The 19,813-nt window shown below is 55.0% G+C and carries 25 protein-coding genes; 14 read left to right on the top strand and 11 right to left on the bottom strand.

The window, feature by feature from the left end:
- The first annotated feature begins 82 nt into the window (after positions 1-82).
- Positions 83-964, top strand: a complete 882-nt coding sequence (locus ACXJGX_RS02215) for a hypothetical protein (RefSeq protein ID WP_474778501.1) — start codon at positions 83-85, stop codon at positions 962-964.
- Positions 965-967: 3 nt separating this feature from the next.
- Here ACXJGX_RS02215 and ACXJGX_RS02220 read toward each other — a convergent pair whose 3' ends face one another.
- A complete protein-coding gene (locus tag ACXJGX_RS02220; RefSeq protein ID WP_474778502.1) occupies positions 968-1,225 on the bottom strand; it encodes a DUF2312 domain-containing protein in 258 nt (85 codons plus the stop codon).
- A gap of 109 nt (positions 1,226-1,334) precedes the next feature.
- On the opposite strand from ACXJGX_RS02220, the gene ACXJGX_RS02225 reads away from it, so the two are divergent.
- Complete coding sequence (locus ACXJGX_RS02225) at positions 1,335-1,550, top strand: hypothetical protein (RefSeq protein ID WP_474778503.1); 216 nt, start codon at positions 1,335-1,337, stop codon at positions 1,548-1,550.
- A gap of 6 nt (positions 1,551-1,556) precedes the next feature.
- Here ACXJGX_RS02225 and ACXJGX_RS02230 read toward each other — a convergent pair whose 3' ends face one another.
- Positions 1,557-1,874 carry an ArsR/SmtB family transcription factor gene (locus tag ACXJGX_RS02230; RefSeq protein WP_474778504.1) on the bottom strand — a complete coding sequence of 106 codons (318 nt, stop codon included), beginning with the start codon at positions 1,872-1,874 and terminating at the stop codon, positions 1,557-1,559.
- Positions 1,875-2,104: 230 nt separating this feature from the next.
- On the opposite strand from ACXJGX_RS02230, the gene ACXJGX_RS02235 reads away from it, so the two are divergent.
- The 3 genes from ACXJGX_RS02235 to ACXJGX_RS02245 are packed head-to-tail and all read left to right on the top strand — an operon-like array spanning position 2,105 to position 3,397.
- On the top strand, positions 2,105-2,530 hold the full coding sequence (locus ACXJGX_RS02235) for a YeeE/YedE family protein (protein WP_474778505.1): 426 nt from the start codon (positions 2,105-2,107) through the stop codon (positions 2,528-2,530).
- The gene (locus tag ACXJGX_RS02240) at positions 2,530-2,961 is read left to right on the top strand and encodes a DUF6691 family protein (RefSeq protein ID WP_474778506.1); all 432 of its coding nucleotides are present in this window, start codon (positions 2,530-2,532) and stop codon (positions 2,959-2,961) included. Before ACXJGX_RS02235 ends, ACXJGX_RS02240 begins: the two co-directional genes overlap by 1 nt.
- 10 nt (positions 2,962-2,971) lie before the next feature.
- Entirely contained in the window at positions 2,972-3,397 is a 426-nt protein-coding gene (locus ACXJGX_RS02245) for a protein tyrosine phosphatase family protein (RefSeq protein ID WP_474778507.1), read from the top strand.
- Here ACXJGX_RS02245 and ACXJGX_RS02250 read toward each other — a convergent pair.
- The 5 genes from ACXJGX_RS02250 to ACXJGX_RS02270 all read right to left on the bottom strand — a co-directional run bounded on the left by ACXJGX_RS02250 (position 3,394) and on the right by ACXJGX_RS02270 (position 9,217).
- Complete coding sequence (locus tag ACXJGX_RS02250) at positions 3,394-4,455, bottom strand: FliM/FliN family flagellar motor switch protein (protein WP_474778508.1); 1,062 nt, start codon at positions 4,453-4,455, stop codon at positions 3,394-3,396. The two genes, ACXJGX_RS02245 and ACXJGX_RS02250, sit on opposite strands and share 4 nt — an antisense overlap.
- Positions 4,456-4,498: 43 nt before the next feature.
- Complete coding sequence (locus tag ACXJGX_RS02255; RefSeq protein ID WP_474778509.1) at positions 4,499-7,195, bottom strand: ATP-binding protein; 2,697 nt, start codon at positions 7,193-7,195, stop codon at positions 4,499-4,501.
- Entirely contained in the window at positions 7,195-7,467 is a 273-nt protein-coding gene (locus ACXJGX_RS02260) for a hypothetical protein (protein WP_474778510.1), read from the bottom strand. Before ACXJGX_RS02260 ends, ACXJGX_RS02255 begins: the two co-directional genes overlap by 1 nt.
- The gene (locus tag ACXJGX_RS02265) at positions 7,464-7,832 is read right to left on the bottom strand and encodes a response regulator transcription factor (RefSeq protein WP_474778511.1); all 369 of its coding nucleotides are present in this window, start codon (positions 7,830-7,832) and stop codon (positions 7,464-7,466) included. Before ACXJGX_RS02265 ends, ACXJGX_RS02260 begins: the two co-directional genes overlap by 4 nt.
- An 80-nt stretch (positions 7,833-7,912) precedes the next feature.
- Positions 7,913-9,217 carry a helix-turn-helix domain-containing protein gene (locus tag ACXJGX_RS02270; protein WP_474778512.1) on the bottom strand — a complete coding sequence of 435 codons (1,305 nt, stop codon included), beginning with the start codon at positions 9,215-9,217 and terminating at the stop codon, positions 7,913-7,915.
- A gap of 219 nt (positions 9,218-9,436) precedes the next feature.
- Between ACXJGX_RS02270 and ACXJGX_RS02275 the strand changes: the two genes are divergently transcribed.
- The 8 genes from ACXJGX_RS02275 (at position 9,437) to accC (ending at position 17,220) form a co-directional block, all read left to right on the top strand.
- Positions 9,437-10,801: a substrate-binding protein gene (locus ACXJGX_RS02275; protein ID WP_474778513.1), complete on the top strand. Its 1,365-nt coding sequence runs from the start codon at positions 9,437-9,439 to the stop codon at positions 10,799-10,801.
- A 123-nt stretch (positions 10,802-10,924) separates the two neighbouring features.
- Complete coding sequence (locus ACXJGX_RS02280; RefSeq protein ID WP_474778514.1) at positions 10,925-11,956, top strand: branched-chain amino acid ABC transporter permease; 1,032 nt, start codon at positions 10,925-10,927, stop codon at positions 11,954-11,956.
- Between the two features lie 4 nt (positions 11,957-11,960).
- Positions 11,961-13,160, top strand: coding sequence for a branched-chain amino acid ABC transporter permease (locus ACXJGX_RS02285; RefSeq protein ID WP_474778515.1), 1,200 nt, complete (start codon positions 11,961-11,963; stop codon positions 13,158-13,160).
- 12 nt (positions 13,161-13,172) lie between these two features.
- Positions 13,173-13,931 carry an ABC transporter ATP-binding protein gene (locus ACXJGX_RS02290; RefSeq protein ID WP_474778516.1) on the top strand — a complete coding sequence of 253 codons (759 nt, stop codon included), beginning with the start codon at positions 13,173-13,175 and terminating at the stop codon, positions 13,929-13,931.
- A 78-nt stretch (positions 13,932-14,009) separates the two neighbouring features.
- The gene (locus tag ACXJGX_RS02295) at positions 14,010-14,759 is read left to right on the top strand and encodes an ABC transporter ATP-binding protein (protein WP_474778517.1); all 750 of its coding nucleotides are present in this window, start codon (positions 14,010-14,012) and stop codon (positions 14,757-14,759) included.
- Between the two features lie 117 nt (positions 14,760-14,876).
- On the top strand, positions 14,877-15,224 hold the full coding sequence (locus ACXJGX_RS02300; RefSeq protein WP_474778518.1) for a hypothetical protein: 348 nt from the start codon (positions 14,877-14,879) through the stop codon (positions 15,222-15,224).
- Between the two features lie 147 nt (positions 15,225-15,371).
- Positions 15,372-15,860, top strand: a complete 489-nt coding sequence (gene accB / locus ACXJGX_RS02305; RefSeq protein ID WP_474778519.1) for an acetyl-CoA carboxylase biotin carboxyl carrier protein — start codon at positions 15,372-15,374, stop codon at positions 15,858-15,860.
- Between the two features lie 10 nt (positions 15,861-15,870).
- Positions 15,871-17,220, top strand: a complete 1,350-nt coding sequence (gene accC, locus ACXJGX_RS02310) for an acetyl-CoA carboxylase biotin carboxylase subunit (protein ID WP_474778520.1) — start codon at positions 15,871-15,873, stop codon at positions 17,218-17,220.
- Between the two features lies 1 nt (position 17,221).
- Here the strand turns inward: accC and ACXJGX_RS02315 are convergent, their stop codons facing one another.
- Positions 17,222-17,938 (bottom strand): class I SAM-dependent methyltransferase, encoded by a 717-nt coding sequence (locus tag ACXJGX_RS02315; RefSeq protein ID WP_474778521.1) that lies wholly within the window; start codon positions 17,936-17,938, stop codon positions 17,222-17,224.
- Positions 17,939-18,013: 75 nt separating this feature from the next.
- Here ACXJGX_RS02315 and aat point away from each other — a divergent pair, with 75 nt between their 5' ends.
- Positions 18,014-18,652 carry a leucyl/phenylalanyl-tRNA--protein transferase gene (gene aat / locus ACXJGX_RS02320; protein ID WP_474778522.1) on the top strand — a complete coding sequence of 213 codons (639 nt, stop codon included), beginning with the start codon at positions 18,014-18,016 and terminating at the stop codon, positions 18,650-18,652.
- Here aat and ACXJGX_RS02325 read toward each other — a convergent pair.
- From ACXJGX_RS02325 to ACXJGX_RS02335, 3 genes are read right to left on the bottom strand one after another with little or no spacing between them, the layout of a single operon-like run.
- On the bottom strand, positions 18,616-18,987 hold the full coding sequence (locus ACXJGX_RS02325) for a DUF2155 domain-containing protein (protein ID WP_474778523.1): 372 nt from the start codon (positions 18,985-18,987) through the stop codon (positions 18,616-18,618). The genes aat and ACXJGX_RS02325 overlap by 37 nt on opposite strands.
- 10 nt (positions 18,988-18,997) lie before the next feature.
- The gene (locus ACXJGX_RS02330) at positions 18,998-19,381 is read right to left on the bottom strand and encodes an NADH:ubiquinone oxidoreductase subunit NDUFA12 (RefSeq protein WP_474778524.1); all 384 of its coding nucleotides are present in this window, start codon (positions 19,379-19,381) and stop codon (positions 18,998-19,000) included.
- A 60-nt stretch (positions 19,382-19,441) separates the two neighbouring features.
- The gene (locus ACXJGX_RS02335) at positions 19,442-19,813 is read right to left on the bottom strand and encodes a RidA family protein (RefSeq protein WP_474778525.1); all 372 of its coding nucleotides are present in this window, start codon (positions 19,811-19,813) and stop codon (positions 19,442-19,444) included.

The following is a 19,813-nucleotide window of genomic DNA, read 5'->3' on the forward strand; positions in this document are numbered from 1 at the left end:
CACGTCGACTATCCGAAACAGGTTTAACTGTCCAGAAATGCGGCTATGATGATTGAACTTGGACGATTAAAGGCAAAACAGCATGCAAATTGCGTACCACATTGGCGCCCACGCAACCGACGACGACCGTTTGTTCAAAACTGTGCTTGGCAATGTTGATGTGTTGTTACAAAACGGCGTTGCGGTGCCGGGTCCGGGGAAGTATCGCAATCTTATCCGCAGTACGATTCAGGGTCTTGACGGTGCAATTCCCGCCGCAGGTGCGCGCGATATTTTGCTGGATAGCATTGTGGAAGACGACGATATCGACCGGCTTCTTCTGTTCAATGCTAACTTTATTTGCGTTCCGAACCGGATCTTTGAATATGGCGTATTTTACCCTCAGGCAGAAACAAAGCCGCGCGCTCTTCGTCAACTGTTTCCACATGACGATCTATCGTTCTACATTGCGATCAAACACCCGGCCACGTTTTTACAAGACGTCTTACCCTTGACCACATCTAAAAGCATTGGGGAACTGTTGGGGTTGATGCACCCGACCGACATCCGGTGGTCGGATGTGATCAAACGCATCAAAGGCGCCGCGCCGAACGCGGAAATCATTGTTTGGTGCAATGAGGATACGCCGCTGATCTGGGCGCGTTTGCTGCGTCTGCTGACGAATTTGGATGACGAGGTCGAACTGACCGGTGGTCTTGACCTGTTGCCGGGTCTGATTGCCCCCGAGGGTTTGACCCGTCTGCGGGCACACATGGCGGCAAACCCGCCGGAAACTGAATTCGAATATGAAACACTGGTCGCGGATATCTGGGAAGAATTCCCGATCCCTGATGCGGCAGAAGAGGATATCGACCTGCCGGAATTAGGTGCCGACATGGTCGCAGCGATGTCTGACAACTATGAGGCCGACATTGCCGCGATCACTGCGATGGACGGCGTCTCGATGGTTTTACCGTTCACCTAGCGCTTACATCCCAATCGCAGCCATATACATTTCCATCACGGCTTCTTCTTCGGCCAGATCATTTGCGTCGCGTTTGCGCATGGCAACGATTTTGCGCAGCACCTTGGTGTCATAGCCGCGACCTTTTGCTTCGGCCATCACTTCTTTTTGACCGTCCGCAATATCTTTCTTTTCCGCCTCGAGGCGTTCGTAACGTTCAATAAATTGGCGCAGCTCCTCTCCGGCGACGTTGGAAACTGAATCGGTGACTGAATCGTTCATGTGCGTTCTCCTGACAGGCGTTCCCTTCACTAGCCTTAGCGCCAGCGCCCCGCAACCCTTGCATGGATCTGATCATCGGGTTAGGGCTGCATAAACGCAGGAGGTAGCGATGGAACTGGTGATTTGGATTGGCGCGGCGCTGTCTCTTGTTGGCTTGGGCGGCATTGCCTACAGCATCATCACAGTAGCAAAAGCGAAACGGGCCAACCTGAGCGATGAAGATTTGCGGGCCCGCATCGCCAAAGTTTTACCAATCAACCTTGGTGCGCTGCTGGTGTCGACCATCGGACTGATGGCGGTGATCATCGGCGTTGTTGTCAACTAACACGCTCTACGCCTTCGGGCAAAATACGTCGTAGATACGTTCCAGAACAGGGCGGACACGCGGATCGGAAAGCCGGTAACGCATGCTTCTGCCGTCACGTTCACACGCAACCAGCCCTTCATTACGCAGGCGCAACAATTGCCCCGACACGTATGATTGGCTGGCGCCAAGCATTACCTCGAGTTCGCCAACGGTCACTTCTCCGGGAACAAGCGCGCACAGAATGCGCAGCCGACCCGGATTCGAAAGCGCCTTCATTAAATCAGCGGCATCATTTGCGGCAGCATCCATGGGATCAACAATATTATCAAATACTTCAGTCATTCTCGCACTCTTATATCATAAATATATACATTTCAATATTGAAATGCGTTAGCAATCGTTTATATAGGCAACATCAAAAGAGAAGATGATGCCATCTCTAAAGCCGCAGGGCTATGTCGTATCACTAAAGTAAATTTCAACGGCCGTGAAGACAAAGCTTCCACCTGCGGTAAGGGTCGGATCGACAGAGCAAAAGATGCGCAACGCAACATTTGGAAACGGAAATAACTATGCAAACTGACTGGATATACGGTCTTATTGGTGGCGGAATTATCGGGCTGGCAGCTGCGATTTTTCTGCTGGTCAATGGACAAATTATGGGCGCCTCGGGCATCATCGGTGGCTTGGTCGACGGCAGCGGAAAAAACAACTGGCAAGAGCGTGTCGCGCTGATTGCAGGTCTGTTTTTGACGCCTGCGGTTGTTGCCAAAATCATGGGTGGTTCAGCCACAAATTTAACCAGCAACTATGCTGTCATCATCGCCGCGGGGTTGTTGGTCGGCGTGGGAACGCGTCTTGCGAACGGCTGCACATCCGGGCACGGCGTCTGCGGGATTTCCCGGCTTTCGTTGCGCGGGATCGTCGCAACCGGGTTCTATATCGTCGCTGGCGGCTTGACCGTTGTGGTGTTTAAACATGTTTTAGGAGTCATCTAATGCGCCGGATTATTTCATTCATCGTTGGTGCGCTGTTCGGCACCGGTTTGTTGGTTTCAGGCATGACGAACACTGACAAGGTGCAGGGCTGGCTTGATATTTTCGGGTCGTGGGATCCAACGCTTGCCTTTGTTATGGGCGGCGCGATCATCCCGATGGCCGTTGCTTGGCAGCTGACAAAAGGTCGCAAACCTGTGCTTGCCACCAGTTTCCCTGCTCCGCCAGCGCCGCGCATCGGTCGCAACCTCGTCATCGGCTCGACCCTGTTCGGGATGGGCTGGGGCCTTGCTGGCCTATGCCCAGGCCCTGCGATCGCCTCGCTTAGCTTTGGTGGGATTGGCGGACTTTTGTTTGTCGTTGCGATGGCAGCGGGTATGCTGGTCGCCCCCAAAGTGCGGAGCTATCTGGACCAAACGGCAACAGCGGGCTAAAAGACACGTCATGGACATTAGACACATCAACACGGCCTACGCCGTGACCCCGCAAATCACGGTCGAAGACATCCCCGCCATCGTCGCCGGCGGGTTCAAGACCATTATCTGTAATCGACCCGATGCAGAAGTCCCGCCAAGCCACCAAGCCGCTGCGATCAAAGCAGCCGCAACGGCGGCAGGGTTGGAATTTGTTGTCAATCCGGTGACCCATCAATCCCTGAACATGGATATGGTCGCGGCGCAAATGTCCGCAATAGATGCGTCAGCGGGGCCAACCCTGGCCTATTGCGCCTCTGGAACGCGGTCGTCGATTGTGTGGTCGTTAGGGCAGGCAGGCAAAATGCCTGTCGATGATATCATTGGGGCAACCGCTGCTGCCGGCTACGATCTGGCCGGAATGCGCGGCCAGCTGAACGCACTGGCGGGCACCTAATCAGCAGCGAATGCGGGCAGGTCATCACCAGCCATCGCATCAAAATCAAAGTCAGCGGCAGGAAATACATCTGCCGCTGGTTCTTCAATCAGATCAGCCCCCGATAGGGCCATCCCTACATCGTCATCGCGTGTCATGGCAGGAAAGCCCAGATCATTGGCACCTGGCAGATCCCGCATTTGTGGCGCGACCGCGTTTTCGATCCGCACTGCGCGCATGCCACCAACCTGCCCCAGTTTCGCTTGTGCCACGTTCTGGCCATCGGCCGAAATGAGTCTGACCGAATTAACCGTACAACCGGGCAAGGCAACAACCTGCCCCACTTGCAAGTTTTGCGCCCGCCCCAGCGACATCTTAAAGCGGTGCAGCAGTGCATCGAGGACGGCTGGTGAATCCATCACATTGGCGCGAAACGCATCACCCCAATTCAAGGGTGCAGGCTCTGGATCGGGCAGTTCTGCCGGACGGGTAAGCATAGGCAAGGCCAACACCAAACTGCCGGTTCGGTCAGCGACGCCTAAATCAACGGCCATTCTGACGCTTCGATAGGAACAGTCATCCAGCATCAACCCCGCCGCGCGCGCGCTTTCAAGACGGGCATCGGGGGTAACATCGTCGATCCATCCTTCAAAATCAGTCCCCACCACCGCAGAGGGCAGCACCGCCAAAAGCGCCGCGAGCAAAGGATCGCACATGGTTTTATCAGTGCCTGTCGCAGGTCTTGCGTCAGCAACCATCGCGATCAACTTGCCCATGGTTTGCATTTCCAGCACTGCGGCGCGCATCTGCATATCCCACGCCGCCACACCAACCATCCGGCCGTGTCGCGTCAAAGCCACCAACATCATGCCATCGTCAAAGGTCGACAGCATCTGATCCAGCGGCATGATATCTTCTGCAATGCTTCGCACGGTCAGAACAAGGCCAACAGTGTCATTGGCCGCCTTCGTCAACGCCATGCGAACAGCACGCGACGACGTAATCGGGCTTTCGGCCGGTTCATCGGACCGCGCGCCCGCCATCTTGCGTAAAATTGAAGAATGAGAACTGCCCGTCATGCGCCCGCCACCGCTAATTCATCGCAGTTTTAGTAAACCAAGGTTACGTTTGTCCTAACGGCGACCGCTTTTGTTGTTTTAACAGCGTCACACGGAATGCCGTGCCATATTGCCCGGGCAAATAGGCAATTTCGCCCCCCAACCGGTGCATAATCTCGCGACAGATCGCAAGACCAAGCCCGGCACCACCTGCTTTGGACCCGTCTGATAACCGCGAGAATTTTTCAAAGATCATCTGGTGATGGCTGGGTGCGATCCCGCTGCCATTATCAACAAAATCAATAAAGTAATGTGTGCCTCTATCCACGACAGATATTTTCAGCCGCGGGTGGCGAGCGTCACAATATTTGCGTGCATTCGCGATAAGATTGATAAACACTTGCACCAACCGATCCAGGTCTGCCGTCACAGTGATCTTTTCGGCCTCGGGGTCGCGAATAACCTCAAGTTCGTCATGAAACACACCGGCGGACCCAATGGCGCGATCCAGAAGCGCCGCGAGGTTTCCAGTCTGTTCTTGCAGCACGACCTGACCGTTTTCCAACACGGAAAGATCCAACAATTCGTCCAAAAGCCGGGTCAACCGCATGGCTTCGTCATGAATAATTCCCGCAAAGCGCGACTGGTCAGTTTGCGATGTATCCGCTTCGCGTAGAATGTCAGAAAATGACCGGATTGATGTCATCGGCGTGCGCAGTTCGTGGCTGATTTGGCTGAGAAAGGCATCCTTTTGAATGGATAAAGCCGTCAGTTTCGCATTCGCGTCCCGCAAAGCGCGCGCTGTCTGCTCTTGCTCGGCTGATTTTGCCTCCAGGCGGTTGGAATATTCCAGAATTTGTGCGGCCTCGTCTGCCACCGCGATCAAATCCTCGACCGAAACCCCGCTGCCACCAATCAATTGGCCGATCATGGCATGTGCGGTTGCAGCCCCGACCGACCCCGCCAATTCGCGTTCAAGGCCTTCGACAAATGCGGGGGTGACTTCGGGCAGGTATCCTTTCTTTCCCTGGCGGCTGGCTTCGCGTTCAAAGATCGCCTGCGCATCAGCGCTTCCCAATATGCGCTGCGCCATAACTAACAGGTCTTCGGCGCCCGCAGCGGCGTTCGTCCAAGCAGGCGCAGCGACTGAATGCTCAAACACATTGACAAACTGTGCGCCTTGCAGACGTTCCAACGGTGCGGGAAAACTGAACAGCGACCCAAGGATAAACATCGCGGTATTCAGAAGCATCGACCAAAATAGCCCGTGGACCAACGGGTCCAGCCCGCTGATCCCAAAAAGCGCGTGTGGACGCAGCCACCCCCACCCATATGGTCCGAAGTCCAGCACCGACTGGCTGATCACGGCGTTATCGCCAATGCTGGGCAGAAACTGTGTCCAGAGCCACAGGCCGAGCCCAGTCAAAAGCCCGGCCGCGGCGCCGACGCGCGTGGCACCGCGCCAAAAAATACCCCCCAACATCGCTGGTAATACCTGAACAGCGCCCGAAAATGACACCAACCCAATCGCCGCAAGCGCCGTCCCGCCGCCGGAAATGCGGTAGTAAATAAAACCCAAGAATAGGACACCCGCAATCGACAACCGCCGGGACAGTAGGATGACCTGACGAATGTCGCCCGACATCATCGCGGCTTGGCTATTTTGCCGCGAAAGCCAGACCGGCACCACGATATGGTTGGACACCATCGTTGCCAGCGCAATCGTGGCAACCATCACCATCGACGTCGCCGACGAAAAACCGCCCAGAAATGACAGCATCGCCAGCCCGTCTTTCCCCTGCTGAAGCGGGACGGTCAGTACAAAAAGATCAGGGTTACTGCCAGACGGTAGCAAATCAAGCCCCACCACCGCGATCGGCACAACAAAAAGGCTCATGAGCATCAGATAGGTCGGAAACGCCCAGCTTGCGATGCTTAGGTGCCGTTCATCGGCGTTTTCGACCACCAAGACCTGAAACATGCGCGGCAGACATAAAAATGCGGCAGCCGACAAAAATACAAGGCTTAACCATCTGCCGCCGTCCTGATCCCACAGTGGAATTTCGGATGCATCAATGCGCGCCAACACATCCGCAGGTCCCGACGCGATGCCCCAGACCACAAAAACGCCGACCGCGAGCAGTGCGACCAGTTTCACGACCGCCTCGACGGCGATCGCCATGACGATCCCGTGATGCCGTTCGTTGGCGTCCAGATTGCGGGTGCCGAACAAGACAGTGAATACGATCAGACCAATCGCCACCCACATGGCCGTCGCGTTCAAGTCCGTTTGTTCCCAGATATGCCCGTTGTTTTGTGCAAATACGGCAAAGGACAGGGTTACGGATTGCAACTGCAACGCGATGTAAGGCGTTGCCGAGACAACAGAAATAAGGGTGACGATGATGCCCAGTGACGTTGATTTTCCGAAACGCGACGAAACAAGATCTGCGATGGATGTGATTCTCTGGGCCCGCCCGATCCGCACAAGTTTGCGCAAGATCCACCACCATCCGATCATCATCAATGTTGGGCCCAGATAAATTGTCACAAACTCTAGCCCGGAGCGGGCGGCATACCCAACCGCCCCGTAAAACGTCCACGCAGTACAATAAATGCTGAGAGACAGCGTATAAATCACCGGTGAGTGCAGCCAGCTTGCCCGCCCTTGGGTCGCCCGCCGCTCTGCTAGGAATGCGACCCCGAACAGGAAAGCAACATAGCATAGCGAAATGAAAATGACGACGTTAAAGGCAAGCATCAGGGCGTTCTGTCTATGGGCGCGCTGCCGTCATCCGCACGAATGAGACGTGAGATCGCGAAAGAAAGACCAATAAGAATAGCCCAAACCACAAAGACATAGACCAGCGCGCCCGAACTGTTTTCACCGTCCTGTGCATCGCTTTGCCATAAAAGAGGGATTGCCCAAAGTATCGCGCCGAACACAGGAAGAAGGCGCGCCGCGTCCCTTATACGGCGCTGCCGATAGCCGGCATGCTCTAAAAATATCTTGGACTTTTGCGGTTGGTTCATGCCTCCATCAGGCTGCGCACATGATCGCGCACCTCTGCGTTCGAAAACGGTTTTGTCATAAAGCGGTCTGCGCCAAGCCGGAGCGCTAACTCCCGGTCTTTTTCCTGACCCCGCGCTGTCAGCATCATCACCGGAATATCTTTGGTTGTGTCGGTGGCCCGCAGATCTCGCAAGATATCAAAGCCGCTCCGACCGGGCAGCATGACATCCAAGATAATCATATCCGGCGGAAATCCGACGACTTTTTGCATTGCTGTTTCCCCATCTTCATGGGTGTGAACTGTCCACCCATCGCGGGACAAAATAAAACTGATCGCCTCAAGAATATTTGGCTCATCTTCGATCAGAAGGACACGTTTGCCCATCTCATCGCCTCCCCTCATGTCTTACTACCCCCTCCAGAGCAGCCTCCCTGCGCGGACTATCCGTGCAATTGGCGCCGGAGTCAAAGACCAGATTCAACCGCACCACCTATGATTGACGGCTCTCGACGGCTAAAGCAGTTGGTGCGCGGACAAATGCGGCACGCGCCGCCCACAGGGATCGGTGGTGACACCCCCTCTGCGGGGTCGGCGATGACCAGCATCGTACTATGCAACACCGGCGCCATATCGAATTGCTGTGCCCCGATAGGCATGGCAATCGCATAGCATAAAAACCGCGTTTTCGCCGCATCAGGCAGGACGACTTCGGCGCGGATCGGTTGCGTTGGACGGTTCAACGCAGCAAAAATCGGCCAATGCGGGCAGGCACCATTGGCGCGCGAATAGGTGAAGCCGGGAACAGGCTTTAGAAACGTCAAAGCCCCCGAAGAATCACAGGTCGCCAATCCCATGTTCGGATGCCTGTCATGCGGCGGAAGGGCCGCAAGGCGGCGGAGAACCGTCGGAAAATCTACACCGAATTTATGCACCAGTTTTGCTGGGTCATAATCAAAATCGCGACACGCGCGTGCAAAATCAGCCAAAGGTAGCGCGGCAACATCTTCACTGTATTGGCGCGCAAAAGCGTCAAACAATTGCGCCCCACGTCCATGCAGGTCCAATTCTTGCGCCAGTCCAGCGATGTCCGCATTGGCATCTTCAAGCGCTTGAAGGTGATAGTCGACTTGCGCCAACGCTGTCTCAAGCTCCTCGAACGGGGTATTTGCGCCTTCGACGGCTTTTTCAGGCGCCTCAAGGTATGCGATCAAGGCTTCGCTGCTTGCGGCCAAACGCAAACTGTCGTTGTGGATGTTCTGGTGGAAACGGCGCTGCCAATCGGCATCCAGTTGTTCTTGTCCCACCAGAATGGACGAAGATGACCGGATAGACGTCACAGCCGAGATCACTTCGTGTAAAGACGCGGCCAAACGCGGGTCGTGCGCCATACGGTCCGACAGCGCTTGCACATGTTCTTCAAGGCCGGAAATCCGGCGTGCCTGCGCGACAATCAGCCCGCTCCACGCCGGATAGCGCGCGGCCAATTCATCAGCGCGCGCAACGTCATCCATCGCACCAAACGCCGCCGCCGCAGTGCGCATTTGGTCAAGCAGGTCTGTCCCCGCGCCTTCGGTCAACAGGCCAGGGTCGACTTGCAATACCCGCGCAAGATCGGTGAGCAGCTTACCGCCGATTCTGCGCCGGTTATGCTCGATCAGGTTCAAGTATGACGGGGATATTCCGACGGCTTGCGCAAGTGCCGCCTGACGTATTCCTTGGTCCATTCGCTTCTCACGAATGCGCGATCCGGTCAGACGGCGGATGGACATGTTTAATTACCCCAATAGTTTCAACGGCTTTCTGCGCCTGCAAGAAAACTGGTTTACAGCGCGCACGAAAATACTGTGCATTTATTTACAAATTAATCAAGTCGCCTCAATGGGTTGTTGCCGAATTTGATGTCTCGGCCCAACAATGGCCCCGTACGCACACGTACAAGCTGTGAATTTTTACAAATATTGCAGCACAAACCTTTAGGGAGGAAACTAATGTCAAATTCGAATTTCTCACGTCGCGGCGTGTTAAAGACGGGTGCCATTGCAGGTGCGGGACTTACGCTACCAACTTACCTACGCGCAGCTTCGCACGCAGGATTTACCAATGCACCAGGTGACAGTGAGGTCGTTCTTGGCTTCAACGTGCCACAGACAGGTCCATATGCTGATGAGGGCGCAGATGAATTGCGTGCATATGAACTGGCTGTCGAGCATCTGAACGGTGGCGGTGACGGCGGCATGCTCAGCACCTTCTCGTCCAAAGCGTTGGACGGTACAGGTATTCTGGGTCGTCAGGTTAAGTACGTCACTGGGGACACCCAGACAAAATCTGACGCGGCACGCGCATCTGCACGGTCGATGGTCGAAAAAGATGGCGCCATCATGATCACTGGCGGTTCGTCGTCTGGTGTGGCTGTTGCTGTACAGGCACTGTGCCAAGAAGCCGGCGTGATCTTTATGGCGGGCTTGACCCACTCCAACGACACGACAGGTAAAGACAAGCGGGCCAACGGTTTCCGCCACTTCTTTAACTCTTATATGTCTGGTGCGGCTCTCGCGCCTGTGCTTGCAGCACAGTACGGTACCGACCGTAAGGCCTACCACCTGACCGCGGACTACAACTGGGGTTACACCACCGAAGAAGCAATCCGGTCGTCGACAGAAGCCATGGGTTGGGAAACTGTGAACGCTGTGAAAACACCGCTGACACAGACTGACTTTTCGTCCTACATCGCGCCGGTTCTGAACTCTGGTGCAGATGTTCTGGTTCTGAACCATTACGGCGGGAACATGGTGAACTCTTTGACCAACGCTGTACAGTTTGGCCTGCGCCAAGCCCAAGCGAACGGTAAGCAGTTCGAAATCGTTGTGCCGCTCTACTCCGAGCTGATGGCACGTGGTGCGGGTGCAAACATCGCCGGCATCATCGGTTCGCAGAACTGGGATTGGAAACTCGAAAACCAGATGGGTGCGCGGTATACCGGCACCAATGCTTTCGTGAAATCCTTCGGCGAAAAATACGGCTTCCCACCAAGCCAGGCGGCGCACACATGCTACGTGCAGACCCTGCTTTATGCGGATGCTGTGACACGCGCCGGTTCGTTTAACCCATGCGCCGTTGTCGAAGCCCTTGAAGGTTTTGAATACGATGGTATGGGCAACGGCCCAACGCTTTACCGTGGCGACGACCACCAGTGCTTTAAGGACGTTGTGGTTGTGCGCGGGAAAGAAAACCCAGAAAACGAATTCGACCTTGTCGAGATCGTTGAAGTCACGCCTGTTGACCAGGTCACATACGCCCCCGATCACCCGCAGTTTGCCGGTGGTGCATTGGGCACATGTAACCCAGGCGCATAATCCCACCAAAACATCGGGTCACCACATTGCGTGGTGGCCCGGCTTTCGAACCTACTGCGCCCTGAGCGGCAGCGGTGTGTTTTTTGGTACCCTGCCACCATTTAACTGATCAGAGGTCACCTAATGGACCAGTTCATTCTGCAAGTTCTCAACGGACTCGATAAAGGGTCGGCCTATGCGCTGATCGCGCTCGGTCTGACGCTTATTTTTGGGACGCTCGGCGTTGTTAACTTTGCCCACGGGGCAATTTTCATGCTGGGGGCCTTTTGCGCCGTCACAATGAGCAAACTTCTTTCGCTTAGCCACAAAGTGGTGGATGAAACCCGCACAGATTTCTTGGGTAACCCCATGCAAGTTGATGTGCCTTATCTGCACGGCTGGTTCGGCCCAGTGATGGGCGATAAGTTAATCGACTGGGCGGTGCCGCTGTCCATCCTATTCGCCATTCCGATCATGATCGGGATCGGGTTTATTATGGAACGCGGGCTTATCAAACACTTTTACAAGCGCCCACATGCGGACCAGATCCTTGTGACCTTTGGCCTTGCCATCGTGATCCAAGAGGTCGTCAAATACTTCTACGGCGCAAACCCGATCCCAACCCCCGCCCCAAGCGCCTTTACCGGCAGCTTTGATTTCGGGGTGTTGCTGGGCTTTGATCCTAACGCCATCATCTACCCCTACTGGCGGTTGGTTTACTTCTTCTTCTCGGTTGTCGTGATCGGCGCGGTCTTTGCGTTCCTGCAATTCACCACATTCGGGATGGTTGTACGGGCCGGGATGGCCGACCGTGAAACCGTCGGATTGCTGGGTATCGACATCGACAAACGCTTTACGATCATGTTCGGGATTGCGGCGGCTGTCGCCGGGCTCGCGGGTGTCATGTACGTACCGATCAACCCCCCGAACTATCACATGGGCATGGATTTCTTGGTGCTCAGCTTTGTTGTGGTGGTTGTCGGCGGCATGGGGTCACTGCCGGGCGCTGTGGCGGCTGGGTTCTTGTTGGGTATCTTGGAAAGCTTTGCATCGACCTCTGCGGTCATCAACTTTCTACCGGGGATCAACCAGATCATCATCTACCTCGTCGCCATCATCATTTTGTTAACACGTCCGCGTGGCCTGATGGGTCGCAAAGGCGTGATGGAGGAATAAGCACATGCTCGGATTAGATAAAAAAGACTTCCGGCTGCTGCTGATCGTCATTGGATTGACGTTGTTTGCACCGATCATCCTGAACCCGTTCCCGGCGAGTTCAGAACTGGCACAGTTCAACGCAGGCTACCCCGACCTGATGCAGCGTTTTGTGATCTTCGGGATTTTTGCCATCGGGTTTAACATCCTGTTTGGCCTCACAGGGTACCTGTCCTTCGGGCATGCGGCGTTCTTGGGTGTGGGATCATATTCTGCGGTCTGGATGTTCAAATTGCTCAGCATGAACGTGCTGCCGGCGATTATTCTGAGTGTGATCATCGCTGGTGTATTCTCGCTTGTGATCGGGTTCATCTCGCTGCGGCGGTCTGGCATCTACTTTTCGATCCTCACACTGGCCTTCGCGCAAATGTCGTTCGCGCTGGCCTATTCCGTGCTGACCCCGATCACGGGCGGCGAAACCGGGTTGCAGCTCGCAATGGACGATCCGCGCATCTTGGGTACATCACAAACCGCCAGCGGGAACATTCCCGTACCCTCCCTGTTCGGTCTGGAAATGCGCGCAAGCTATGAAATGGCGGTTGGCGCATGGAACTTTACGTTCAATGCGGGCTATTACCTTGCGGCAATCCTGATGGTTTGCGCATTTTACCTGTCGATCCGGATTTTCCGGTCGCCATTTGGCATGATGCTGCGCGCAATCAAATCAAACCAGACCCGGATGAGCTATACGGGCTTGAATGCGCGTCCCTATACTTTGGCCGCCTTCGTCATCTCTGGTATGTATGCTGGTCTGGCCGGTGGCCTGATGGCATCGATGGACCCTTTGGCTGGCGCAGAGCGGATGCAATGGACCGCATCAGGCGAAGTCGTCTTGATGACGATTTTGGGCGGCGCAGGCACGCTGATCGGACCGGTTTTGGGATCAGGGATGATCAAATACTTTGAAAACATCTTCTCTAAAATCAATGATCAGGTACTGCATACATGGTTCGGTTTTATGCCTGACGGGCTCGAGGATTTCATCGTCGCGGTCGTCCACCCCTTCGTCGGCAAAGGCTGGAACCTCACACTTGGCATCGTGTTCATGCTGGTTGTGATCTTTCTTCCTGGTGGTCTTGTCGAAGGTGGACAGAAACTTGCGGCGACTTTCCGGCGCAAGAAACCAACCGACGCCAATCCCGGCGCCAACAAACCTGCCGAATAAGGAGAAACGAAAATGGGAATCCTTGAAGTTAAAGGCATCAACAAAAGGTTTGGCGGCTTGCAAGCGCTGGGTGACGTCAATCTTAGCGTGCAAGAAAATACCGTTCACGCCATCATCGGTCCAAACGGGGCGGGCAAATCCACACTGCTGAACGTGCTGGTGGGCAAGCTTATCCCGGATTCTGGGTCGGTCATGTTTGACGGCCAATCTGTGCTGGGGCGCAAACCACACGAGATCAACCAGATGGGGATCAGCCGGGTGTTTCAAACGCCGGAAATCTTTAGCGATTTGACGGTTTTCGAAAATGTCATGATCCCCTGCTTTGCCAAACGTGACGGGTCATTCCGGATGCATGCGATCGAAAGCATCACCTCCGAAAAAGGCATCCGGGCACAGGCAGAGGAAATGCTTGCTGACGTTAACATGCTGGAAAAACGTCATATGGTGGCCTCAAGCCTGTCGCGCGGCGACAAACGGCGATTGGAAATGGCGATGTGTTTGGTGCAAGATCCAAAGCTGTTGTTGCTTGATGAACCAACCGCCGGCATGGCGCGGGCGGATACGGAAAACACAATCAATTTGCTAAAGGAGATCCGGACCAAACGCGGAATCACCATGGCAATTATTGAACACGACATGAACGTGGTGTTTTCTTTGGCAGAACGGATCACAGTGTTGGCGCAAGGGACACCTCTTGTCGAAGACACCCCCGAAAACATCAAAGGCCACCCGAAAGTCCGCGAAGCCTATCTCGGCGAAGCGCAGGTATAACAACTTATCCAGCGGCCAGATCTGAAGCCAAGATCTGGCCACAAACCTTCAACGAAGGTTTGGCACCCGGAGGAACACATGAACGCGACATTCAATAAAAACGCCAATAACGCGGCAACAGCCCCCGCCTTTCTGAGCGTGTGGGAAATCGAAGCCTATTATGGCGAAAGCTACATCGTTCAAAACGTTAGCTTTAATATCCATGAAGGTGAAATTTTGGCCCTGCTTGGCCGGAACGGCGCAGGGAAAACATCCACCTTGCGCACCATCGCGCGCATGGGCGACCCAGAACTGCGCCACGGCGAGATCTGGCTTGATCACAAACCGCTGCACGAGATGAAAAGCCATCAGGCGGCGGCGGCAGGCATTGCGCTGGTGCCAGAAGACCGGCGGATCATCCCCGGTCTGACCGTCGAAGAAAACCTGCAACTCGCGCAAATTGCGCCACCGATCGGCTGGTCACTGGATCGCATCTATGAACTGTTCCCGCGGCTGGGCGAGCGGCGCAAGCAAGAAGGTGTGACCCTGTCTGGTGGCGAACAACAAATGCTCGCGATTGCACGTGCGCTTGCCCGCGACATCAAAGTTTTGCTGCTTGATGAACCCTATGAAGGTCTGGCGCCCGTCATCGTGCAAGAAATCGCCAAGACGCTGAACATCATCCGTGACCAGGGCATCACGACGGTCATCGTGGAGCAAAACGCCGTTGCGGCGCTCAAGCTTGCCGACCGTGCGGTGATCTTGGATACGGGCACCGTCGTGTTCGATGGGTCCGCAGCCGAGGTGCTTGATAACGCCGACTTGCGCGCCCAATATCTGGCGATCTGAACCAGTCTCAGATGTTTTGCTAAAATGCGAAACATCTGACCTTCTAAAGTTAAGGATTTGGTAATCCCGAAGGCCGATTCTGTCGAAAGCAAAATCTAGCTTTTAAGGAGTCGGACGATGGATCACACTTTTAGCATTGCGCCAAAGGCTGTTGCGGTTTCTGCCCGCACGGCGCCGGTTCCACGAGATGTTGACACAAAGGTGCCGGTGGTTACTGCAAACGATCGCGCGGCTGTCTTGCCGCCTGACAAACCGTTTATCGCACAAATTGTAAACGCCCGGTTATCAGGAACCGCATTTCCAGAGACCGAAGCAGAAATTCTGCCGCAGGAGCGAAAATTACGCCCTTATGGCGTGCCAATGTTGCCCTATGACAGTGACGAAGACGGGCAACACCCAGCGACATCCGACCAAGCCGATATGACGAAAGCCGTCGATACAACGCTTGTGCCGCGTTTAGCGTAACGTCTGCCGCAGCAGGTGATTTTATCAAACGCTGCATTTTCACCCGCCCCCGCTTCCCCCTCCGATCCGGTTGCCCTATAAGTGCCGCAAAGTATTGTGACGCTGCGTCGCAAAGAAAACGGATATAGGGCAATGGCCGAGGACAAAATGAGCAAAAAAACCTCTCACGACAGCGATGTCAGCTTTATTCAAGCATTGGCTGAACTGCTGCGCGAAAATGATCTGACCGAACTGCAGGTAAAGCGGGAATATGGTGATAACGACAGCCTGAACGTCCGCGTCAGCAGACAAACACAGACGATTGTTCAAGCCGCAGCACCGGCTCCTTCCGCAGCGCCAATGGCGCCAGCCCCGATTGCAGCGGCACCGGCCGCTGTTGAATCGTCCGATCCCGCCAGCCACCCGGGTGCTGTGACGTCGCCAATGGTCGGCACTGTCTACATGGCGGCAGAACCGGGTGCAGCTGCATTCGTGACTGTCGGCGCGACGGTCAATGAAGGCGACACATTGCTGATCATCGAAGCCATGAAAACGATGAACCACATCCCTGCCCCACGCGCTGGCACGATTAAACGCATTCTGGTCGAAGACGGCGGCGCCGTTGAATATGGCGCGCCTCTTGTGATCATCGAATAAGGGGCCGCCCATGTTCGATAAAATTCTCATCGCAAACCGGGGCGAAATTGCCCTGCGTGTTGTCCGCGCCTGCCGTGAAATGGGCGTAAAATCCGTGGCGGTCCATTCGACTGCTGACGCCGACGCAATGCATGTGCGCATGGCGGACGAAGCCATCTGCATCGGCCCCCCTTCATCCGCGCAAAGCTATCTTTCATTTCCGGCGATCATTTCCGCCTGTGAAATCACAGGTGCGCAAGCAATCCACCCCGGATATGGATTTTTGTCTGAAAATGCCGCGTTCGTTCAGGCCGTCGAAGATCACGGCCTGACGTTTATCGGCCCCACAGCGGAACATATCCGCATGATGGGCGACAAAATCACCGCAAAAGACACCATGAAGGCGCTTGGCGTGCCTTGCGTGCCCGGGTCAGACGGTGGTGTGCCAACTTTGGCTGACGCCAAAAAAGTCGGTGAAACAATCGGTTATCCGGTCATCATCAAAGCCACCGCTGGCGGCGGCGGACGCGGCATGAAGGTGGCCCAGACGGCTGCTGACATGGAAAAGGCGTTCCATTCCGCCCGTGCCGAAGCCAAAGCTGCGTTTGGCAATGACGAGGTATATATTGAAAAGTACCTGACCACACCTCGCCACATCGAAATTCAGGTGTTTGGTGATGGCAAAGGCAACGCTGTCCACTTGGGAGAGCGTGACTGTTCGTTGCAACGGCGTCACCAAAAAGTGCTCGAAGAAGCCCCCGGCCCGGCAATCACGCAAGAGCTGCGTGATCGGATCGGGAAAGTCTGTGCTGATGCGGTTTCCAAAATTAACTATATCGGCGCCGGAACAATCGAATTTCTGTTCGAAAACGATGAATTCTACTTTATCGAAATGAACACGCGTCTTCAGGTGGAGCATCCGGTCACTGAAGCCATCTTTGGCGTTGATTTGGTGCGCGAACAACTGCGCGTCGCGTCCGGCCATGCAATGTCGTTCACGCAAGACGATCTGAAAATCAACGGCCATTCGATCGAAGTGCGGATTAACGCGGAAAAATTGCCTAACTTTTCGCCATGCCCCGGTACAATCACCCAATATCACGCCCCGGGTGGGTTAGGTGTGCGTATGGACAGTGCGCTTTATGACGGCTATCGCATCCCCCCATACTACGACAGCCTTATCGGCAAACTGATCGTACATGGCCGCGATCGCCCCGAGGCATTGGCTCGCCTCGCCCGCGCTTTGGACGAACTGATTGTGGATGGGGTCGACACCACCATCCCATTGTTCCACGCGCTACTGGCGGAACCAGCCGTACAAACCGGCGACTACAACATTCACTGGCTGGAGCACTGGCTTGAGGAAAATCTGAACGGATAGATTATTGCGCGCGCGGCTTCAGTACACAGGCCGCGCGCACTTTTTTCTCGGTCACATCGCGGAAATAGTCGCTGCCGCCATGGCGATCTGCTTCGGGTATCGCAAGCAAATCCGCCCATATCACATCGTACCCCAATACATCTGCCATCATCACAACCGCCTGCGGACTGGGCGTCCCGACAACCGCCATTTTTTGACCCGGGTGTTGCGCCGACGCATTCAGGATTTTGTCAGTGCGTTCTTGACCCAAAACAATCACGCCATTGCTCCGCTGAATAAATTCACTATCAACGATGATAAGTTTGGGGCGCAGGTTCACAACCAATTGCAACAGCCGAAAATGATCCATGATGTGGTATAAAATGCCAAATATGGCCACCACGTCATAGCTTTCGCCGGCGGCAACAGCATTTTCCAGTTCCTCGAAAATGTCGCCCACACGCAAGTCAACACGCGCACGAAGCGTCGGATCGGGATAGTCTGAAAAGGTCGCAACGAGTTCGGCACGTGCCTCGATGCCAGTGACATGCGCTGCCCCTGCCCCCGCAAACGCATATGACCATCGGCCATCATGCGCCCCAAGATCAAGCACTCTGGCACCTGCGATGGTGTCGGCGTGGGCTGCGACCAAAAACTTGTGCCGCATATTCATACGCGCCACAGCGTTGGTGCGGTCTTGATAATGCGGCATGTCCGCGAGAAAGTCGAAAAACCCCATGCTGATCTCTTTTAGCTTTAGTTGTCAGATGTATACTCATACACCTTTGCTGGTGACTACAGAGTAAGATACCGAATGCACGATCTAAACCCCGCACTTTTGCTATCGGCATACGCACAAGGTATTTTTCCGATGTCCGAAAGCCGCGACGACCCAGAGGTTTTTTGGGTAGATCCGCAGCAACGGGGCATCCTACCGCTTGATGGGTTCCGCATATCGCGCAGCCTCGCGAAAACCTTGCGCAGGGGCGATTTTCGTATCAGCTTTGACCAAGATTTCGCGGCCGTCGTGCAAGGCTGTGCTGACCGCGAAGAGACATGGATAAACGATACAATCTTCAACCTCTACACCACCTTGCACCACCAGGGCGACGCCCATTCCGTCGAAGTATGGCAAGATGACGCGCTGGTCGGCGGTGCCTACGGCGTGACTGTCGGTGCCGCGTTTTTTGGGGAAAGCATGTTCAGCAAAGCAACCAACGCGTCCAAAGTTGCGCTGGCATATCTGGTTGACCGGCTTCGCTTAGGAGGGTTCCAGCTGTGTGACACCCAGTTTATCACCGACCATTTGGCAAGCCTCGGCGCCATAGAGATTTCGCGTGCGGACTATCGCAAGCGCCTTCACAAAGCCATTCGCCAACCAGCGTCATTCACCGCGCCGGGCGCAGTGCCGCTGGGTCAAGATGTAATACAGCGCAACGCCCAAACGTCATAACGTTGATGGTCCATCGCATTAAGCGCGGGTGAAGACGCTAACATCCAGCCTTCAAACGCGGGCGCAGGCTCGTCACGGTAATGCACCTCAAGCGCGACATACGCGTCACCAGAAGGGTTTTCTTGCGGGTAACGGCATTCTTTTAACGTGACGCTCAGATAACCAAGACGCCCGGTTTCGCCGCTTTGTAATGTTAGATCGATGTGACTGCCCGTCAGTTTGTCCAGCACTCGTACGACGCCACCTGGCGCCACCTCGGCAGGTTCTTCCTGAGCGACGACAGAGGACGCAAAGGCAAAAACAGCAACAAGACCAGTGATCAACAAACGGTGCATATTTGCGACCTTATTCAGGTGTCCACGCCTCGTAATCGGCACGCGCTGCTGGGGCAGCTTTGCGGATAGAACCGGCAGGGGCATAGGCTGCAACCGTGCCTGTCAAGTTCTCCTGATGCGGTTGTTCCCAGGCTTTGTGCTTGATCACATGCTCGGTTGGGGTTTCGTCCCAGGTGTGATGCAGCCAGCCATGCCATTCTGGCGTGACACGTGTTGCTTCGTTTTCACCGTTATAGATGACCCACCGACGGGATTTATCTTTGTTGGTGTAGTAAATATTGCCTTGTCCATCCTCGCCGACTTTCGTGCCGTTGCGCGATGTCCACAGCTGCGTGCCAAAGGACTGGCCGTCCCACCATGTAAAGATGCGTTTGATATTATGACCAAGGCCCATGTCGCGTCTCCAGTTGCGTTGCCTCTTCCTGCATTAAAATGCAGGAAAGGTCCAGTACGGTTAAAGCCCTTCGCGATACGCTGTCAGCTCGATCTCGATTTTATATTTCGGGTCGATCAACGGGCAGGAAATCATCATGGCCGCAGGCGGATTTTCGCCAAATGTCGCTGATAATACAGGCCAGCAGGCTTCAAAATCGTCCGGGTTCGGCACCACATATCTGACGCGCACGGCATCAGCAAAGCTGGCGCCAGCGTCTTTTAATGCCTTTTCAATCACAGCCAGCGCAGCCGCACATTGGTCGGCAGCGTTTGTGGGGATGTCTGTGCCGGGCGCGACAGTCCCGGACACATGAACCCATCCACCCGCAACAACCGCGCGGCAATATCCGATTTTATCTTCAAATATGCCGCCCGATTTGATCCGTTGCAT

The organism is Yoonia sp. SWMV100, from assembly GCF_056108365.1.

Bases quoted from the DNA above. Each gene is read 5' to 3' on its own strand.
- accB (WP_474778519.1), top strand. From the start codon at position 15,372: ATGAGCAAAAAAACCTCTCACGACAGCGATGTCAGCTTTATTCAAGCA.
- ACXJGX_RS02250 (WP_474778508.1), bottom strand. From the start codon at position 4,455: ATGACGGGCAGTTCTCATTCTTCAATTTTACGCAAGATGGCGGGCGCG.
- ACXJGX_RS02275 (WP_474778513.1), top strand. From the start codon at position 9,437: ATGTCAAATTCGAATTTCTCACGTCGCGGCGTGTTAAAGACGGGTGCC.
- ACXJGX_RS02325 (WP_474778523.1), bottom strand. From the start codon at position 18,987: ATGCACCGTTTGTTGATCACTGGTCTTGTTGCTGTTTTTGCCTTTGCG.
- ACXJGX_RS02255 (WP_474778509.1), bottom strand. From the start codon at position 7,195: ATGCTTGCCTTTAACGTCGTCATTTTCATTTCGCTATGCTATGTTGCT.
- ACXJGX_RS02225 (WP_474778503.1), top strand. From the start codon at position 1,335: ATGGAACTGGTGATTTGGATTGGCGCGGCGCTGTCTCTTGTTGGCTTG.
- ACXJGX_RS02295 (WP_474778517.1), top strand. From the start codon at position 14,010: ATGAACGCGACATTCAATAAAAACGCCAATAACGCGGCAACAGCCCCC.
- ACXJGX_RS02285 (WP_474778515.1), top strand. From the start codon at position 11,961: ATGCTCGGATTAGATAAAAAAGACTTCCGGCTGCTGCTGATCGTCATT.
- ACXJGX_RS02265 (WP_474778511.1), bottom strand. From the start codon at position 7,832: ATGGGCAAACGTGTCCTTCTGATCGAAGATGAGCCAAATATTCTTGAG.
- ACXJGX_RS02335 (WP_474778525.1), bottom strand. From the start codon at position 19,813: ATGCAACGGATCAAATCGGGCGGCATATTTGAAGATAAAATCGGATAT.
- ACXJGX_RS02240 (WP_474778506.1), top strand. From the start codon at position 2,530: ATGCGCCGGATTATTTCATTCATCGTTGGTGCGCTGTTCGGCACCGGT.
- ACXJGX_RS02330 (WP_474778524.1), bottom strand. From the start codon at position 19,381: ATGGGCCTTGGTCATAATATCAAACGCATCTTTACATGGTGGGACGGC.
- ACXJGX_RS02230 (WP_474778504.1), bottom strand. From the start codon at position 1,874: ATGACTGAAGTATTTGATAATATTGTTGATCCCATGGATGCTGCCGCA.
- ACXJGX_RS02245 (WP_474778507.1), top strand. From the start codon at position 2,972: ATGGACATTAGACACATCAACACGGCCTACGCCGTGACCCCGCAAATC.
- ACXJGX_RS02270 (WP_474778512.1), bottom strand. From the start codon at position 9,217: ATGTCCATCCGCCGTCTGACCGGATCGCGCATTCGTGAGAAGCGAATG.
- ACXJGX_RS02220 (WP_474778502.1), bottom strand. From the start codon at position 1,225: ATGAACGATTCAGTCACCGATTCAGTTTCCAACGTCGCCGGAGAGGAG.
- ACXJGX_RS02215 (WP_474778501.1), top strand. From the start codon at position 83: ATGCAAATTGCGTACCACATTGGCGCCCACGCAACCGACGACGACCGT.
- ACXJGX_RS02300 (WP_474778518.1), top strand. From the start codon at position 14,877: ATGGATCACACTTTTAGCATTGCGCCAAAGGCTGTTGCGGTTTCTGCC.
- ACXJGX_RS02290 (WP_474778516.1), top strand. From the start codon at position 13,173: ATGGGAATCCTTGAAGTTAAAGGCATCAACAAAAGGTTTGGCGGCTTG.
- ACXJGX_RS02260 (WP_474778510.1), bottom strand. From the start codon at position 7,467: ATGAACCAACCGCAAAAGTCCAAGATATTTTTAGAGCATGCCGGCTAT.
- ACXJGX_RS02280 (WP_474778514.1), top strand. From the start codon at position 10,925: ATGGACCAGTTCATTCTGCAAGTTCTCAACGGACTCGATAAAGGGTCG.
- accC (WP_474778520.1), top strand. From the start codon at position 15,871: ATGTTCGATAAAATTCTCATCGCAAACCGGGGCGAAATTGCCCTGCGT.
- aat (WP_474778522.1), top strand. From the start codon at position 18,014: ATGCACGATCTAAACCCCGCACTTTTGCTATCGGCATACGCACAAGGT.
- ACXJGX_RS02235 (WP_474778505.1), top strand. From the start codon at position 2,105: ATGCAAACTGACTGGATATACGGTCTTATTGGTGGCGGAATTATCGGG.
- ACXJGX_RS02315 (WP_474778521.1), bottom strand. From the start codon at position 17,938: ATGGGGTTTTTCGACTTTCTCGCGGACATGCCGCATTATCAAGACCGC.